The organism is Lentzea sp. NPDC055074 (assembly GCF_053608005.1).
Genome location: NZ_JBSGUQ010000002.1, coordinates 78,661 through 94,120, shown reverse-complemented (window position 1 = coordinate 94,120; position 15,460 = coordinate 78,661). Strand labels below are relative to the sequence as shown.

Here is a 15,460-nt window from a genome sequence, read left to right as displayed (position 1 = left end):
CGCGTTCGTCAGTACTGCGCGACCAGAGGGGTGTCCACGCCGATGTCGCCGATCTTTCCGGCGCCGCCGGGGTCGCCCAGAGGTGCGTCGCGGCCGGGCAGAGTCTGCTGGAAGAACCCGATCGAGTCGGTCACGAACACCGCCTTGCCCTCGTCCCCGCGTGCCTTGCGGTCGACGAAGATGGCGTCCACCGGGCACTCCGGTTCGCAGGCACCGCACTCGATGCACTCGGTGGTGTTGATGTAGCTCTTGCGGTCGCCGACGTAGATGCAGTCGACGGGGCAGACGTCCAGGCAGGCTCGGTCGGTGACGTCGATGCAGTTCGCGCCGATGACGTAGGCCATGGTTCTTCCCTCCGGGGTCAGGGGTTCTCGGTCGAGTGGCCGGGGAACAGGGACAGCTCGGGGTCGAGCACGACCGCGGCGTTGTTGACCGCTGTCGCGACCTCGCCGAAGCCGACGGACATCAGGCGCACCTTGCCCTCGTGCTCCGCGACGTCGCCGGCGGCGTAGACGTGCTCCAGGCTGGTGCGCATCCGCGAGTCGACCAGGATCGACCGGCCCCGCAGCCTCATCCCCCAGCCGGCGAGCGGACCGAGGTCGCTGACGAACCCGAGTGCCGCGATCACACTGTCCACTTCGAACACCCGAGGTGCGTCCTCCCCGCGGACGCGGACGTGGGCCAGCCGTACCGTGTCCCCGCCGACCAGGTCCTCCACCTCGGCGTCGGTCACGATCCGCGTACCGCCCGCGGCAACGGCCGTGACGCTGGCCGCGTGCGCGCGGAAGGCCGACCGGCGGTGCACGAGGGTGACCGATCGCGCGATCGGCCCCAGCGCCAGCGCCCAGTCCACCGCGCTGTCACCACCGCCCACGACGAGCACGTCCTGCCCGCTGTGCGCGCCGGGGTCGGTGACGAAGTAGCTCAGGCCGCGGCCGAGGTACTCCTCCCCTGCGGGCAGCTTGCGCGGCGTGAACGTGCCGATCCCCGCCGTGACGATCACCGCGCCGGCGCGGACGACCTGACCGTCGGACAGCGTGACCTCGGGCCGGCCCTGCTCGTCACGGCTCAGCGCCACGGCCTGGCGGCCCAGCAGGTACTCCGGGTCGTACCTGCCCGTCTGGTCGAGCAGCGCGGCCACGAGGTCGCGGCCTCGCACCCGAGGCAGTCCGGCGACGTCGAGGATCTCCTTCTCCGGGTACAGCGCGGAGATCTGCCCGCCCGCCTGCGGCAGACCGTCGACCACGACGGTGCGCAGACCGCGGAACCCGGCGCAGTAGGCGCCGTAGAGGCCGGTCGGTCCGGCGCCGACGAGCAGGACGTCGGTGTCAATGGGAGCAGGGGGCATGAGCCGGCCTCCGTCGGTGCGGTGGTGTCTGGAGTGGACGGACAGCGTCCGCGGTTCACCGGACCGTAGGAGGACGTGACGGCGCGGTCGCGCATCGCGGACCGCTGAGCGGACCACATCCCCGATTTCGGATCCCGGTCCGGTGAGCGGACCGGAGGCGTTGGCCGGCGGGCACGCCGGTGGTGGACTCCGCTTCGGCTTCGGCACAACGGACTTGGAGCGGCCATGAACGCGCAGAACGGGGAGAAGACGGGCACACCGCCGCGGCGGACCCGGCGACCGACGAGCCTCCCGGGCCGGCAGGACTGGTCGAGCTGGCCGCACTACCAGGCCGCGGCGGCGGGCTTCCGCGGCTACTGGTACCCGGTGGGCTACTCGTCGCGGTTCACCGGCAAGCCGCGGCAGATCACGTTGCTGGGGCAGAAGATCGTGCTCGTCCGCGACGACGGCAAGATGTACGCGTTGAAGGACCGGTGCCCGCACCGCGGTGTGCCGCTGTCCGAGGGCAACCAGCAGTTCCCCGGCACGATCTCCTGCCCGTACCACGGCTGGACGTTCGACCTGAAGACCGGCGACCTCAAGGCCGCCATCACCGACGGCCCGGCCTCGCCGATCTGCGGCAAGGTCACCCAGCCCACGTACGCGGTCGAAGAGCGCCTGGGCATGGTCTGGGTGTTCGTCGGTGACGGCGAGCAGGCCCCACCGATCGACGAGCAACTGCCCGAGGAGTTGGTGAGCAACGCCGCCGTCATCGGGTCGAGGATCCAGCCGCGCGAAGGCAACTGGCGCTTCGCCTGCGAGAACGGCTACGACGAGGGCCACGCGAAGTACCTGCACCGCACCGCGTTGTGGCGGTTGTTCAAGTCGATGCCGGTGTGGAACGAGACCCGGATCGTGCAACGCGGCCGGTGGATCTACCGCGTGCAGGACGAGCAGTACTGGACGGCGGACTTCCCGGGGCTGGGCAGGTGGGACAACCAGGCGTGGTTCAAGCTGCGGCCTCCGAAGGAGGTCGGCAACATCGGCAACACCGGATCGCACCGCCAGGTCAACCCGGTGATCGAGGCCCAGGACTTCCCGGGCTTCGCCTCGGTGAGCATGCCCGGCGTGCTGCGGATCGTGTACCCGACGTTCATCCACTACGAGTTCTACGTGCCCGTCGACGAGGACAACCACCTCTACGTCGGCGTGCTGGCGAGCTTCCAGCGCGGGTGGCGGACGCTTCCCTTCTACGCCAAGTACCTCGGCTTCGTCCGGTGGCTGTTCCACGGCCAGTTCTCCGCGCAGGACAGGTGGATGGTCGAGGTGACCGACGCGCCACCGGAGAAGCTCTACCGGCCCGACGACTCGTTGCTCAAGTGGCGCAAGCTCGCCGAGGACACCTGCGAGGAACGCGTCGACCGGTTGAGCGCGCGGGGCGTGACCGTCCCGGTCCCGGGGGCGAACTGATGGCGCGCGTGGTGCTCGGCGTCGGCGCGTCCCACTCGACGTTGATGAACACCCACTGGGACAAGGTCGTGCACACCGACCGCGCGCAACGGTTCCGCGACGCACTGCGGGAAGCGCGCGACGAGATCGCCGCGGCGGAGCCCGACGTCGCGATCATCGTGGGGTCCAACCACTTCCGCGGGTTCTGGCTCGACATGATCCCGTCGTTCACCCTCGGTGTCGGCGAGGTGATCGCCTCGGGTGAGGCGAAAACCCCGTCGGGACCGCAGAAGACCGCGCCCGACGTCGCGCAGCGGCTCGCCGAGGAGTTGGTGCAGCGCGGTACCGAGGTGGCGATCTCGGCCCGCCTGCAGATCGACCACGGTCAGACTCACGCGATCCAGTACCTCCTCGACGGCATCGCGGTACCGGTGGTGCCGCTGGTCGTCAACGTCTTCGCCGCGCCGCTCCCCCGGCCTGACCGCTGTGCCGAACTGGGGCGCAACCTCACCGCCGCGATCGAGGCGCTGCCCGAGGACCTGAAGGTGGTCGTGATCGCCTCCGGCGGCCTGTCGCACCAGCTGCCGTGGCCCGACGACTGGCGCGCCCCCGACGGCGAGGACGAGGAGTTCCTCGTGGAGGCGTGGCTCAACGGCCGCGGTGACTGGGAGCGCTACGACGGCCGGCGCCGCGACATCATCACGGCCGCGCGACCGGTGCTGTTCCCCGAGTTCGACGAGACCTTCCTGGCCGATCTCGAACGCGGCGAACTGGAGAAGTACACGGCGCTGACCGCAGAGGAGATCGGCGAGGCCGCGGGCAACGGCGGCCAGGAGCTGCGCTCGTGGCTCGTCATGGCCGCCGCGCTGGGTTTCGCACCAGGTCGCGCGCTGGCCTACTCCCCCATGCCGGAGTGGCTGACCGGCATGGGCGTCGCGGTGATCCGGCCATGACCGCGCTCGACGCGGTGCTGGACCACATCACCGAGGACCGGCTCCGCGCGGCGGCGCACGCCGTCACGGCCATCCCGAGCCCCACCGGCCGTGAAGCGCCGTTGGCGCGCATACTCGCCTCCCGACTGTCCGCGGCGGGTTTCGCCGCGCAGGCACAGTACATCGACGAGTTCCAGGCCAACGCGGCCGGCAGGCTGCGCGGGTCGGGCGGCGGCGAGGACCTGCTGCTCTACGCGCCGATCGACACCCTCACGACCGGGCAGCCGGAGCTGGACGTGCCGTGGATCGGGCCGGAGCTGCGCCAGGACATGCGGGCGCAGGCGCGGGACGAGGGACCGTTCGTCTCCGGTCTCGGCGCGAGCAACCCCAAGGGCCACGCCGCCTGCGTCCTGGTGCTGGCCGAGGCGCTGGGCGCGGTGCGACCGGACCTGGCCGGTGACGTGGTCGTGGCGTTCGGTGCGGGAGGCATGCCCACCAACGCGATCGAGGCACCCGGCTACCCCGCCCGCGCCAACACCGGTCACGGCACGGGATGTTCCTTCCTGCTCGAACGCGGCTGGTACGCCGACCACGCGGTGATCGCGAAGCCGGGTGACTTCGTCGCCCACGACGAGGTCGGGCTGTGCTGGTTCGAGATCACCGTGTCCGGCGTCCACACCTACGTCGGCAGCCGCCACCGGCTCCCCTACCGCAACCCGATCGTCACCGCCGCCGAGGTCGTGACCCGCCTGGAGCGGTGGCTCGCCGACCACCCCACGAGGCACCGCACCGCCTCCGCCGCGCCGCAGGGCGTGATCGGGTCGATCGCCGGCGGCTGGGAGCGGATGCTCGCGGTCACCCCGGCCGTCTGCCGCATCCGGCTGGACCTGCGGATCGCGCCGGGCACCACACCGATGTCGGTCAAGCGGGAGCTGGCCACGTTCCTGGCGCGGTTCGACGACGTGCTCGGAGTCGAGATGGTGCTGGCGATCCCCGGCACCAGCACCCCGCCGGGCGCACCGATCGTGCGGACGGCGATCGAGGCGTGGGAACGCACCTCCGGGCGTCCGCACCAGCCGGTGCCGGACAACAGCGGCGCCACGGACGCGAACATCCTGCGGTCGCGCGGCATCCCGACCGTCCGCACCGGAATGCCCAAGGTCGCCTCCACCGAGCTCGACGTCGACTTCAGCCGCGGCATGAACACCGTCGACGTGCGCGCGATGCGCCGCCTGTGCGAGGTGCTGGCACGCACCACCTTCTCCACCACCGCAAAGGGAGCAGCATGACCCCACCACCCGCCAGCCACTACGCCGACGGCGGCGGCGTCACCTACCACTACCACGACCTCGGTTCCGGACCCGACACCGTGTTCCTGCACGGCGGTGGCCCCGGCTGCACGGGGTGGAGCGACTTCGGGCCGGTGGCGCCGTTGTTCGCCGAAGACCGCCGTTGCCTGCTCGTCGACATCCAGCAGTACGGCCGCTCCTCGAAGACCACCATCAGCGGGCCGATGTGGGACCACCACGCGGCGAAGACCGTCGCCCTGCTCGACACCCTGGGCGTCGAGCGCGCCGACTTCGTCTGCAACTCCTGGGGCGGCACCATCGCCCTCAACCTCGCCGCCAAGTATCCGGAGCGGGTGCGGTCGCTCGTGGTCACCGGCAGCATGCCGGTGTTCTACGGTCCGCTCGCCCCGCTGCCCGAGGGTGGTCGCCGCGGTCGCAACGCCCGCGACGTCTACTACGGCGGCGAAGGGCCGACGCGCGAGAAGATGCGCCGATTGATCACCACCCTCGAGTGGTACGACGGGGAGCAGCTGCCCGAGGAGACGCTCGACCTCCGCTACGAGCAGAGCCTCGACCCCGGCGAACGCGCGCTCGCCGGCATGTCGGACTCGCCGCGCGGTGAATGGCAGGACCTGACCGGGGAACTCGGCCTCATCGAGGCGCCGGTGCTGTTCGTCTGGGGCATGCAGGACGCGTTCCTCACGCCCGACTACCCGCTGATGCTCGCCCGCATGGTGCCGCGCGGAAACCTCCACGTCATGAACCACGTCTCCCACCACCCGCAGGAAGAACGCCCGCACGCCTACCACGCGGTCGTCGACGGGTTCTTCCGCTCACTCGTCCCGGAAGGGGTCCCCGCGTGAAGACCCTGCTCGCCCTGACCGCCGCGGTCGCGGCTATCGCCGCCCTGCGCAGGCTCGCGGCGTTCAGCAACACCCAAGTGCACCGCATCAACACCGAGGAGTCCGCGTGAGCATCTGGACAGACCTGAGCCCACTGCCCCACCGCGTCGCGTACGTCGACGCGGCGGGCGTGCCGACCCGCGCACTGCGGGCGGGCGACCCGGACGCCGAAGCCGTGGTGTTCCTGCACGGCACCAGCGGGCACCTGGAGGCGTTCAGCCGCAACATCTCGGCGCACGCCGAGTTCGACGTGCACGCCATCGACATGCTCGGCCACGGCTACACCGGCAAACCCGCCCGGCCCTACGAGATCGCCGACTACGTCCGGCACCTGCTGGACTACTTCGACGCCGTCGGCATCGGATCCGCGCACATCGTCGGCGAGTCGCTGGGCGGCTGGGTCGGGGCGCGTGCCGCGATCGACTTCCCGGAGCGGGTGACGAGCCTGCAGTTGTTGTGCGCCGGTGGAACCGTGGCCAACCCCGAGGTCATGAACCGCATCCGCACCAGCACGAAGGACGCCGTCGCCACCGACGACGTCGAGCTGACCCGGAAACGCCTGCGGTTGCTCATGGCGAGCGAGCAGGACGCGACCGAGGAGCTGGTCGAGGTGCGGCACGCGATCTACCACACGCCCGAGTTCGTGGCCAATGTGGACAACCTGCTGTCGTTGCAGGACATGGAGAGGCGGCAGCGCAACCTGTTGCGCCCGGAGGACCTCGCCCGCATCACCCAGCCGACGCTGATCGTGTGGGGCCGGCAGAACCCGTTCGGCGAGGTGCCGGAGGCCACCAGGATGCACCAGAACATCCCGGGATCGCGGCTGGAGCTGTTCGAGGAGTGCGGGCACTGGCCACAGCACGAGCAGGCGGCGCGCTTCAACCCGCTGAGCCTGGAGTTCCTGCGCAAGGCGAGCGCGGCATGAGGGCCGCGCGGTTCCACGAGTGGGGCTCGGCCCCCGTCGTGGAGGACGTGCCGGAGCCGGTGCGCGCCGCGGGCGAGGTGCTCGTCGAGGTGCAGGCCGCCGCGGTGGCGCACCTGGACACCACCGTCGCGAGCGGAACCTTCGACCTCAAGCCACCTCTGCCCTACATCGGCGGGGTGGAGGGCGCGGGGATCGTCGTCGAGTGCGACGCGGACTCCGGCCTCGAACCCGGCTGCCAGGTCCGGTTGCGCGGCGGGGGCCTGGGCCTGCTGCGCGGTGGCACCTGGACGGAGCGGCTGAGCGTGCCGGCCAAGGCCGTGACCCGGCTCGACGCACCGCTCGCCGCGGAGGTGGCGGCGACCTTCTTCGTCCCGGCGACGACCGCCTTCGCGGCCCTGCACGACGTGGCGCGCCTGGGCGACGACGAGGAGGTGATCGTGGTCGGCGCCGCCGGCGCGGTCGGCTCGATGGTCGCGCAGCAGGCCAGGTTCGCCGGCGCGAGGGTGATCGGCGTGGTCGGCCGCGCCGAGCAGCTGGCCGACGTGCCCGAGGGAGTCACCGGCGTGGTCCTGGACTCGGCCGAGGACGTCGCCCGGCTCGCCGCGGACCGCACAGCGACCCTGCTGGTCGACACGCTGGGCGGCGACGGACTCGTGGCCCGCACCCGGTGGGTCCGTCCCGGCGGGCGCGCGGTGGTGGTCGGCTACGTGACCGGCGCGGAGGTCCGCGTCGACCTGCCGTCCTGGCTGCTCGACGACGTCGCCCTCCTGCCGCTCAACATGATCCGCCGGGAACGCCGGGCCCGCGAGGTCGCCGACGACCTGGCGAAGCGGCTGTCCGCGGGCGAGCTCCGCGTGGACGTGCAGAAGTACGCGTTCGCCGACGCGGCTTCGGCCGTCGAGGACCTGAAAGCCGGCCGGGTGCGCGGCCGAGCCGTCCTGATCCCCTGAACCCCGGGTTCGGCCGGCGATCCGATCCACCCGGCCGAACCCGGCCCGACTCAGGACTGGCGGTGCCCCATGACGGCGAACAGCGTCCTCGGCAAGGTCCAGCTCATCCTGGAGGCGTTCGGGCTCGACGACGAGCACCTGAGCCTCACCGAGCTGTCCCGGCGCTCCGGTGTGGCCAAGGCGTCCGTCCACCGCCTGGCGCAGGAACTGCTGGCGTGGGGCGTGCTCGAACGGCGCGGCAGCGACTACTGGCTCGGCATCCGCCTGTTCGAGATCGGGCAGCGGGTGCCGCGCCAGCGCATCCTCCGCAACGCCGCCCGTCCGTACATGGAGGACCTCTACCACGCCACGAACGAGACGATCCACCTCGCGGTCCCCGACGGCCGCGAGGTGCTGTACCTGGAGAAGGTGTCCGGCCACACCGAGGTGACCAGACCGTCCAGAGTGGCCGGTCGCATGCCGTTGCACTGCACCGCCACCGGCAAGGTCCTGCTCGCCTTCGGGCCGCGGGCACTGGTCGAGGAGGTGATCGCCGGCCCGCTCGAACGCGTCACTCCCCACACGGTCAGCGCGCCGGGACTGCTGCTGAACGAGCTGGGTCAGGCGAGGGCGAACGGCTACGCGGTCGAGTACGAGCAGACCCGCGTCGGCTTCGTCAGCGTCGCCATTCCCCTGACGGGTCCGACCGGCCTGACCACCGGTGCGCTGTCCATCACCGCGCCGCTCTTCCGGGCCGACGTCCCGAAGTACACGGGCCTGCTGACCATGGTCGGTCACCGGATCACCAGAACCATCAGTGCCCTCCAGTCGGCGTCCGCCGAACCGTGAACCACGGGTCCGGTGACCGACGCGGAGAAGACTCGGACGGCTCTGCCTCGCGGTCGCCGCACTGGTCGCCGGGGCCGCCAGCGGCCCCGGACAGGTGCCGCGCTCTCGAGGTCGAAGTCGGCTTCGCTGAACGCGTAGCAGTCCAGCACTGACTTCTGGTGATGAGCGGTCTGAGGATGCCGGCGAACTATTTCGTGTCGCAGTTGACCCTCGTGCCCTGGCGGGATCTTCATGACTTCAATACCGACACCGAAGAGAAAGACGTAAAACGACGCCGCTGGTCTTGCCCAAGAGCAAGCCACACCAGACATATGGCCAGCTCACCGCCACGGAAGGCCAACTCAGGTGTCACCTAACGGCGCTGCAGCCCTCCACACTCCGTACCGTCCACGGCCGGAGAGCGGTACTCACCAGCGTCGAGGTCCGACTCGATCGACTGTTCGCCCGTGTCGCAGGTGCACAGCGACAGGTGATCGAGACCGACCTGGACACGACCGGCGAGGCCCCCGGCAGGCTTCACGGCCGCTTCCCGAGCGTCGACGGCGACTGGTTCGGCGTCGTCAACTACGAGATCGGCTACGCGGACGGCCGCCCGCAGAAGATGTACCTGGTCGACCAACTCATGCCGTTCCACGTACTGCGACTGCGCGACCCAGACCAAGCCGCGGTGACGGGCGAAGCCAGACCGGACGAGTCGCCTTCGGATTGGCTCGTGAGATGGCGGCGAAGTAGGCCGCACGCTCCTGTTCGACGTCTCCCCAGGACATAGCCGCCCTGCCACGACTGGGCACCGCCCCGGGCTCGAACGGGCGCGGGCCCGGCGCAGTACCGAGGGTTTATCGGAGCAGGGGCATGAGGACGCCGTCGACGATCTGTGCGATGTCGTCGTCATTGATCGGGCGATCGTGGACGGCTCCCCAGTGGACCAGAAGGGCGATGGCGGCGGAGACCGCGATCGGGTGTCCGTCCTGCGGGTGGTTGCGTCGGGGTGGCAGGTCGCCGCGCTGTACGGCGTGGTCCAGCACGCCTGCGAGGGCCTGGTGCAGGGAGTCGACGTAGCGCTGTGCGTGCCGAAAACCACATCCACGCAGTTCAAGCGGCATAGTGATACTCATGGACGACCTCGCCGAGACGGTCGCGTCTGTCGATGGCGAGGCGTTCGGTCTGATCGGGTCCAAGAGGCTTGGTGCGGACTCGCAAGGGTTCTGGCACCCCCACAGGGCCAACAAGCCATCGGTCGCCGACGAGGGCACCGAGCTCGCCCGCCTGGTCTGGAACACCTGCGTGGAGGAAGTGGCCGAGATCGTGGTCGTCCTCAACGGCGTCACCCTGGGCGGCACGAGGGAGCAGCTGCAGGAGGGGCCGGCGTCATCTCGACCATCGTCCTCGTGGTCAAGGTGCTGGGCTTGCTCGGACGCCGCCGCCGGTCGTGACCGGATCCCGGGCCTCGCAACATCCACGGTGGCGTGAAGCGTATCGAGACGAGGTGCGACCGTTCGGACTGAAGAGTTGCGACACGCTTGAACTGCAAAGACGCATTTTCAGGCACGGAAGGCCAACACAACCCCACGCAACGCGGGCAGCAGGTGCGCGTCACTGTGAGAAAGACGTCCCTGCCGTCGGAGGTAGTTAGCCGTGCGAGTCTTGGTCTGCGTCATCCTGTTGGCAGCAAACCTGATGAACGCAGGGAATGCGGGGGCCTCCGAACGGCCGTTGATCGGACCCGCACGCGGCGATTCGTTGCACATCATGTCGTTCAACCTGAGATACGCCTCGCTCCAGGAACCGAACTCGTGGACAACCAGACGGCCGATCATGGCCGAGCTGCTGCGGCGCGAGCAGCCGACCGTGATCGGCACGCAGGAGGGCCTTTTCGCTCAGCTCAAGGACATCGAGCGCGACCTGCCCGCGCAGTACGACTGGATCGGTGTCGGCAGGGCCGGGGGCAGCAGGGACGAGTTCACGGCCGTGTTCTTCGACAGCTCGCGGGTCGATCCCCTCGAGTTCGACCACTTCTGGCTGTCCGCGACGCCGACCGTGATGGGCTCGAAGTCGTGGGGCAACAAGGTGATCCGCATGGTCACGTGGGTGCGGTTCACCGATCGCGTCACAGGCAAGCAGTTCGTCGTCGTGAACACTCATTTCGACCACGAGTCGGAGACCTCCCGCCTGCGCAGCGCGGAGCTGGTGCGTGACCGGGTCGGTGCCATCGCGCCGGGACTGCCAGTTGTGCTCACCGGTGACTTCAACGCCGCACCCGCCGCGCCCACACACGACATCCTGACGAGCGGGACGGGCCTGACCGACTCCTGGCTCGCCACCGTGGAACGCCGTACCCCGCTGTACGCGACGTTCCACGGCTACCGGCCGCTCGTGCCGAACGGGTCGCGCATCGACTGGATTCTCATCCGAGGCGTCCGGGTGCTCCTGGCCGCGGCGATCAACACCTTCCAGCGAGGTGGCCGGCTCCCGTCCGACCACCTCCCGGTCCAGGCGTTGATCAGACTCTGACAGCGCCTCGTTTCTCAGCGGCGGACCCGCACGACGGTGAACCGACCAGCTGCGGCCGCTACGCCGGGAAGGTCATGGTGCGGTCAGTACGGCATTGTTCTCCTGTGAGCCCGTTGCGCCAGCTCGGGTCGTAGGCTGGCACTGCTTCCAGTTCCACCAGCACGTCCGCGAAGCGCTGGAGGTTATCCGGTTCCGGCGACGGCACAACGTCGACATCGTTGGGCTGCACGTCCGCGCCATAGACGGCTAGAACGACCGATCGCTCATCATCCAGTCAACGTTGTGGCGATGCAGCGCCTCGAGCAAATCTCGCAGACGCACCCGCGGACGGTCTAGTGGCTCAAACACAGAGCTACAGCAGCGATCCGCTTCCTCCAGGTGCAGCGCAGACCCCTCCCCCAGCGAAGGACGGTCAGTCGTCGGTTCCTGCGACGAGGGACTCCAGTCGCACCTCGGGATGCAGGCGCCGCATGACGCCCAGCGCGGTGGAGTCGACGAACAGGGCGAGGTCCACGCCGTCGGTGCGGGTGAGCACCTCGGTGCGGTTGCCGTCCACCAGGGACCGTTGCCTGGGGTCGGCCAGGCGGCGCACGACGGTGTAGGGCAACGGTTCCAGCCGCACGGGTGACTTGAACTCCGCTTCGAGGCGATGTGCCGCGACCTCGAACTGCATGGGACCGACCGCGGCGAACACCGGCGCCCCGTCACCGCGACGCGACGAACGCAGGATCTGCACGACGCCTTCGGACTCCAGTTGCTCGATGCCTCTGCGGAACTGCTTGGAGCGACTGAGGTCCGCCGGTCGCGCGACGGCGAAGTGCGCCGGCGCGAAGCTGGGCAAACCAGGAAAACGCACCACGGGTTTGCCCGCGTGCAGGGTGTCGCCCACGCCCAGCGCGGTGGCGTTGACCAACCCGATCACATCACCGGGAAAGGCCGTGTCCAAGGTGGAGCGCTGTTGGCCGAAGACCTGTTGCACGTACTTGGTGGCGAACGGCTTGCCCGTGGCGGCGTTGGTCACGACCATGCCTCGCTCGAACACGCCGGAGCACACACGCGCGAACGCGATCTGGTCGCGGTGCGCGCGATCCATGCCCGTCTGCACCTTGAACACGAACGCCGAGAACGGCGCGTCCAGCTCGCGCGGATCACCGGCGGCATCCGGCCGCGCGGTGGGGCGGGGCGCGATCTCGACGAGCAGGTCGAGCAGCTGCCGCACACCGAAGTTGAGCACCGCCGACCCGAAGAGCACCGGTGTCGCCGTGGCGGCGAGGAACCGCTCGAGCTCGAACTCACCGCCGGACGCGCCGAGCAGTTCCGCTTCCTCGCAGGCACGCGTCCAGCCCGCGCCCTCCTCGGCTTCGGCCTGGCTCGGCAGCAGGTGCTCCTCGCCCGCGGCGGTGGCTCCGCCCGCGGTGCGCTGGTAGCGCACGAAGTGCCCGCTGCGGCGGTCGAGCACGCCGCGGAAGTGGCCGGCGTCGCCGACCGGCCAGGTCAGCGGCATCGCCTGCAGCCCGATCCGCTCGCCCAGCTCGTCGCACAGGTCCAGCGCGTCCCGGCCGGGACGGTCCCACTTGTTGATGAACGTGATCACGGGGATGCCGCGGTAGCGGCAGACGTCGAACAGCTTGAGGGTCTGCGGCTCCAGGCCTTTGGCCGCGTCGAGCAGCATGACCGCACAGTCCACCGCCGACAGCACCCGGTAGGTGTCCTCGGAGAAGTCGGCGTGGCCGGGAGTGTCCAGCAGGTTGATCACGCAGTCGCGGTAGGAGAACTGCAACGCGGCGGACGTGATGGAGATCCCGCGCGCCTTCTCCATCTCCATCCAGTCCGACACCACACCGCGCCGACCGGCCTTGCCGTGCACCGCGCCGGCCTCGGAGATCACCTTCGCGTGCAGGGCCAGCGCCTCGGTCATGGTCGACTTGCCCGCGTCCGGGTGGCTGATCACCGCGAAGGTGCGCCTGCGTTCCGCCTCCGCGAGCACGGTTGCGGACGAGGCGGTCACCGGGGTGGCGGTGGTCATTCGCGGTCCTTCGGGGTAGACGACATCTCGCCAAACTCTACCCTCACGTGACGGTAATCTGACCTGTCCCCGGAGGCACGAGTGGGGGTACGAGCACCAGAATGGCTGGTGATCGTGACGCAGTTCGGGAAGGGATGTTGTGGGCGAGCACATGCAGATCGGCGAGGTGGCTGAGAGGACCGGTCTGTCGTTGCGCACGATCCGGTACTACGAGGAGGTCGACCTGGTGGTGCCGAGCGCGCGCAGCCAGGGCGGTTTCCGTCTCTACACCGAGCCTGACGTGCAACGCCTCGACGTGATCAAGCGGATGAAACCTCTCGGCTTCCAACTCGAGGAGATGCGCGAGCTGCTCGGCATCCTCGACGCGCTGTCCACTGGCGACGATCCCGATCGCGACAAGCACCTCGACCGCCTCTCCGGGTTCTGGACCGCCGCCGACGAACGCTGTCAGCAGCTGCGCGCGCAGCTGCGCATCGCCGAGGACTTCGCCACGACGCTGCGGTCCCACCTGCCCTCGGACTGACGAACATCACGCCTGGCCCGCGTCGCCGATTTCCTCTCACCGGCAACTCTCACGTAACGTGAGGGTGTGACCATGGCTCGAACGTCCACCCCTCCGCCCGCACTCGCCCCGGATGCCCTGCGGGTCATCGCCCTCGGCGGCCTCGGTGAGATCGGCCGGAACATGACCGTGTTCGAGCACGAGGGCAAGCTGCTCATCGTCGACTGCGGGGTCCTGTTCCCCGAGGAGCACCAGCCCGGCGTCGACGTGATCCTCCCGGACTGGAGCTGCATCCGGGACCGGCTGGCCGACGTGGTCGCCATCGTGCTGACCCACGGCCACGAGGACCACATCGGGGGCGTGCCGTACCTGCTGCGGGAACGACGGGACATCCCGGTCATCGGCTCCCGGCTCACGCTGAAGTTCCTGGCCGCCAAGCTGGCCGAGCACCGGATCAAGCCCGTCCTGGTCGAGGTCCGGGAAGGCGAACAGCTCACTCGAGGGCCGTTCGACCTGGAGTTCCTCGCCGTCAACCACTCCATCCCCGACGGTCTGGCCATCGCCATCCGCACCGACGCCGGTCTCGTGCTGCACACCGGTGACTTCAAGATGGACCAGTTCCCGCTCGACAAGCGGATCACCGACCTCCGCGGTTTCGCCCGCCTCGGCGAGGAGGGCGTCGACCTGTTCCTCGTCGACTCCACCAACGCCGACGTGCCCGGCTTCACCACCTCGGAACGCGATCTCGCGCCCGCGATCGACGAGGTGTTCCGCACCACGCCGCGCCGGGTGATCGTTTCCAGCTTCGCCAGCCACGTGCACCGCATCCAGCAGGTGCTCGACGCCGCGGCAGCGCACGGCCGCAAGGTCGCCTTCGTCGGCCGCTCCATGGTCCGCAACATGGGTCTGGCCGCCGAGCTGGAGTACCTGAAGGTGCCCGACGGGCTCGTCGTCGACGTCAGGGACGCCAACCGGCTTCCCGCCCACCAGGTGACGCTGGTGTGCACCGGGTCGCAGGGAGAGCCGATGGCCGCTCTGTCCCGCATGGCGGCCGGCGAGCACGAGATCGTCATCGTCGAGGGCGACACCGTCCTGCTGGCCAGCTCTCTGATCCCCGGCAACGAGACCGCCATCTACCGCGTGATCAACGGCCTGACCGACCTCGGTGCCAACGTGGTGCACAAGGGCAACGCCAAGGTCCACGTCTCCGGGCACGCCAGCGCCGGTGAACTGGTCTACTGCTACAACCTCGTGCAACCCACCAACGTCCTGCCCGTGCACGGCGAGGCACGCCACCTGCGGGCCAACGCCGAGCTGGCCGTCAAGACCGGGGTCGGCCGCGACCAGGTGCTCGTCGCCGCGAACGGCCACGTCATCGACCTGCACGAGGGCCGGGCCTCGGTCACTGGCCAGGTCGAGATCCACAACATCTACGTCGACGGCCAGACCGTCGGCGGCGTCACCGAGGACTCCCTGGCGCAGCGCCGCACGCTGGGCGAAGAAGGCATGATCACCGTAGTCGCCATCATCGACACCGACACCGGGCGGCTCGACGACACACCCGACTTCATCGCCCACGGCTTCGAACACGACGCCTCGACGTTCCTGCCGGTGATCCCCGCCATCGAAAAGGCCCTCGCGGGCGCGGCGGAGAGGAGCACCACCGACGTGGCGGAGTTCGAACGTCTCATCGGCCAGCAGGTGCAGATGTGGGCACAACGCACATACCGCCGCCGACCGGTGGTCATCCCGGTCGTCATCGAAGCCTGAATCGCACGTGGTGATGACCATGAGCAACCCGTGCTGATTCGAAGCGACG

17 protein-coding genes are annotated in these 15,460 nt (G+C 69.6%); 12 read left to right on the top strand and 5 right to left on the bottom strand.

Annotation, left to right across the window (positions count from 1 at the left end):
• Positions 1–8: 8 nt before the first annotated feature.
• Together ACWF7A_RS04430 and ACWF7A_RS04425 are read right to left on the bottom strand one after the other, a co-directional pair.
• The gene (locus tag ACWF7A_RS04430; protein WP_452249003.1) at positions 9–344 is read right to left on the bottom strand and encodes an indolepyruvate ferredoxin oxidoreductase subunit alpha; all 336 of its coding nucleotides are present in this window, start codon (positions 342–344) and stop codon (positions 9–11) included.
• Between the two features lie 17 nt (positions 345–361).
• Entirely contained in the window at positions 362–1,348 is a 987-nt protein-coding gene (locus ACWF7A_RS04425) for an NAD(P)/FAD-dependent oxidoreductase (protein WP_452249002.1), read from the bottom strand.
• Positions 1,349–1,573: 225 nt separating this feature from the next.
• Here ACWF7A_RS04425 and ACWF7A_RS04420 point away from each other — a divergent pair, with 225 nt between their 5' ends.
• The 8 genes from ACWF7A_RS04420 to ACWF7A_RS04385 all read left to right on the top strand — a co-directional run bounded on the left by ACWF7A_RS04420 (position 1,574) and on the right by ACWF7A_RS04385 (position 9,371).
• Positions 1,574–2,797: an aromatic ring-hydroxylating oxygenase subunit alpha gene (locus tag ACWF7A_RS04420; protein WP_452249001.1), complete on the top strand. Its 1,224-nt coding sequence runs from the start codon at positions 1,574–1,576 to the stop codon at positions 2,795–2,797.
• A complete protein-coding gene (locus ACWF7A_RS04415; protein WP_452249000.1) occupies positions 2,797–3,729 on the top strand; it encodes a DODA-type extradiol aromatic ring-opening family dioxygenase in 933 nt (310 codons plus the stop codon). The genes ACWF7A_RS04420 and ACWF7A_RS04415 overlap by 1 nt, the downstream gene beginning before the upstream one ends.
• Positions 3,726–4,997 carry a M20 family metallopeptidase gene (locus ACWF7A_RS04410; RefSeq protein WP_452248999.1) on the top strand — a complete coding sequence of 424 codons (1,272 nt, stop codon included), beginning with the start codon at positions 3,726–3,728 and terminating at the stop codon, positions 4,995–4,997. The genes ACWF7A_RS04415 and ACWF7A_RS04410 overlap by 4 nt, the downstream gene beginning before the upstream one ends.
• Positions 4,994–5,860, top strand: a complete 867-nt coding sequence (locus ACWF7A_RS04405; RefSeq protein WP_452248998.1) for an alpha/beta fold hydrolase — start codon at positions 4,994–4,996, stop codon at positions 5,858–5,860. Before ACWF7A_RS04410 ends, ACWF7A_RS04405 begins: the two co-directional genes overlap by 4 nt.
• Before the next feature lie 106 nt (positions 5,861–5,966).
• Entirely contained in the window at positions 5,967–6,824 is an 858-nt protein-coding gene (locus ACWF7A_RS04400) for an alpha/beta fold hydrolase (RefSeq protein WP_452248997.1), read from the top strand.
• A complete protein-coding gene (locus ACWF7A_RS04395) occupies positions 6,821–7,774 on the top strand; it encodes a quinone oxidoreductase family protein (RefSeq protein WP_452248996.1) in 954 nt (317 codons plus the stop codon). Before ACWF7A_RS04400 ends, ACWF7A_RS04395 begins: the two co-directional genes overlap by 4 nt.
• 69 nt (positions 7,775–7,843) lie before the next feature.
• Complete coding sequence (locus tag ACWF7A_RS04390; RefSeq protein WP_439657640.1) at positions 7,844–8,602, top strand: IclR family transcriptional regulator domain-containing protein; 759 nt, start codon at positions 7,844–7,846, stop codon at positions 8,600–8,602.
• Positions 8,603–9,071: 469 nt separating this feature from the next.
• Positions 9,072–9,371: a hypothetical protein gene (locus tag ACWF7A_RS04385; RefSeq protein WP_452248995.1), complete on the top strand. Its 300-nt coding sequence runs from the start codon at positions 9,072–9,074 to the stop codon at positions 9,369–9,371.
• A 67-nt stretch (positions 9,372–9,438) separates the two neighbouring features.
• Here the strand turns inward: ACWF7A_RS04385 and ACWF7A_RS04380 are convergent, their stop codons facing one another.
• Positions 9,439–9,705 carry a hypothetical protein gene (locus tag ACWF7A_RS04380; protein ID WP_452248994.1) on the bottom strand — a complete coding sequence of 89 codons (267 nt, stop codon included), beginning with the start codon at positions 9,703–9,705 and terminating at the stop codon, positions 9,439–9,441.
• Between the two features lie 10 nt (positions 9,706–9,715).
• On the opposite strand from ACWF7A_RS04380, the gene ACWF7A_RS04375 reads away from it, so the two are divergent.
• Positions 9,716–10,072 carry a hypothetical protein gene (locus ACWF7A_RS04375; RefSeq protein ID WP_452248993.1) on the top strand — a complete coding sequence of 119 codons (357 nt, stop codon included), beginning with the start codon at positions 9,716–9,718 and terminating at the stop codon, positions 10,070–10,072.
• A 279-nt stretch (positions 10,073–10,351) separates the two neighbouring features.
• Positions 10,352–11,113, top strand: coding sequence for an endonuclease/exonuclease/phosphatase family protein (locus ACWF7A_RS04370; RefSeq protein ID WP_452248992.1), 762 nt, complete (start codon positions 10,352–10,354; stop codon positions 11,111–11,113).
• 58 nt (positions 11,114–11,171) lie between these two features.
• On the opposite strand, the gene ACWF7A_RS04365 is transcribed toward ACWF7A_RS04370, so the two are convergent.
• Together ACWF7A_RS04365 and ACWF7A_RS04360 are read right to left on the bottom strand one after the other, a co-directional pair.
• Positions 11,172–11,342: a hypothetical protein gene (locus tag ACWF7A_RS04365; RefSeq protein WP_452248991.1), complete on the bottom strand. Its 171-nt coding sequence runs from the start codon at positions 11,340–11,342 to the stop codon at positions 11,172–11,174.
• Between the two features lie 183 nt (positions 11,343–11,525).
• Positions 11,526–13,139, bottom strand: a complete 1,614-nt coding sequence (locus ACWF7A_RS04360; protein WP_452248990.1) for a peptide chain release factor 3 — start codon at positions 13,137–13,139, stop codon at positions 11,526–11,528.
• A 151-nt stretch (positions 13,140–13,290) separates the two neighbouring features.
• Here ACWF7A_RS04360 and ACWF7A_RS04355 point away from each other — a divergent pair, with 151 nt between their 5' ends.
• Both ACWF7A_RS04355 and ACWF7A_RS04350 read left to right on the top strand, forming a co-directional pair.
• Entirely contained in the window at positions 13,291–13,662 is a 372-nt protein-coding gene (locus ACWF7A_RS04355; RefSeq protein WP_439664745.1) for a MerR family transcriptional regulator, read from the top strand.
• Positions 13,663–13,734: 72 nt separating this feature from the next.
• Entirely contained in the window at positions 13,735–15,411 is a 1,677-nt protein-coding gene (locus ACWF7A_RS04350) for a ribonuclease J (protein WP_452248989.1), read from the top strand.
• Positions 15,412–15,460: the final 49 nt, after the last annotated feature.

Bases quoted from the DNA above. Each gene is read 5' to 3' on its own strand.
- ACWF7A_RS04420 (WP_452249001.1), top strand. From the start codon at position 1,574: ATGAACGCGCAGAACGGGGAGAAGACGGGCACACCGCCGCGGCGGACC.
- ACWF7A_RS04350 (WP_452248989.1), top strand. From the start codon at position 13,735: ATGGCTCGAACGTCCACCCCTCCGCCCGCACTCGCCCCGGATGCCCTG.
- ACWF7A_RS04395 (WP_452248996.1), top strand. From the start codon at position 6,821: ATGAGGGCCGCGCGGTTCCACGAGTGGGGCTCGGCCCCCGTCGTGGAG.
- ACWF7A_RS04430 (WP_452249003.1), bottom strand. From the start codon at position 344: ATGGCCTACGTCATCGGCGCGAACTGCATCGACGTCACCGACCGAGCC.
- ACWF7A_RS04390 (WP_439657640.1), top strand. From the start codon at position 7,844: ATGACGGCGAACAGCGTCCTCGGCAAGGTCCAGCTCATCCTGGAGGCG.
- ACWF7A_RS04410 (WP_452248999.1), top strand. From the start codon at position 3,726: ATGACCGCGCTCGACGCGGTGCTGGACCACATCACCGAGGACCGGCTC.
- ACWF7A_RS04375 (WP_452248993.1), top strand. From the start codon at position 9,716: ATGGACGACCTCGCCGAGACGGTCGCGTCTGTCGATGGCGAGGCGTTC.
- ACWF7A_RS04415 (WP_452249000.1), top strand. From the start codon at position 2,797: ATGGCGCGCGTGGTGCTCGGCGTCGGCGCGTCCCACTCGACGTTGATG.
- ACWF7A_RS04425 (WP_452249002.1), bottom strand. From the start codon at position 1,348: ATGCCCCCTGCTCCCATTGACACCGACGTCCTGCTCGTCGGCGCCGGA.
- ACWF7A_RS04405 (WP_452248998.1), top strand. From the start codon at position 4,994: ATGACCCCACCACCCGCCAGCCACTACGCCGACGGCGGCGGCGTCACC.
- ACWF7A_RS04360 (WP_452248990.1), bottom strand. From the start codon at position 13,139: ATGACCACCGCCACCCCGGTGACCGCCTCGTCCGCAACCGTGCTCGCG.
- ACWF7A_RS04370 (WP_452248992.1), top strand. From the start codon at position 10,352: ATGTCGTTCAACCTGAGATACGCCTCGCTCCAGGAACCGAACTCGTGG.
- ACWF7A_RS04380 (WP_452248994.1), bottom strand. From the start codon at position 9,705: ATGCCGCTTGAACTGCGTGGATGTGGTTTTCGGCACGCACAGCGCTAC.
- ACWF7A_RS04355 (WP_439664745.1), top strand. From the start codon at position 13,291: ATGCAGATCGGCGAGGTGGCTGAGAGGACCGGTCTGTCGTTGCGCACG.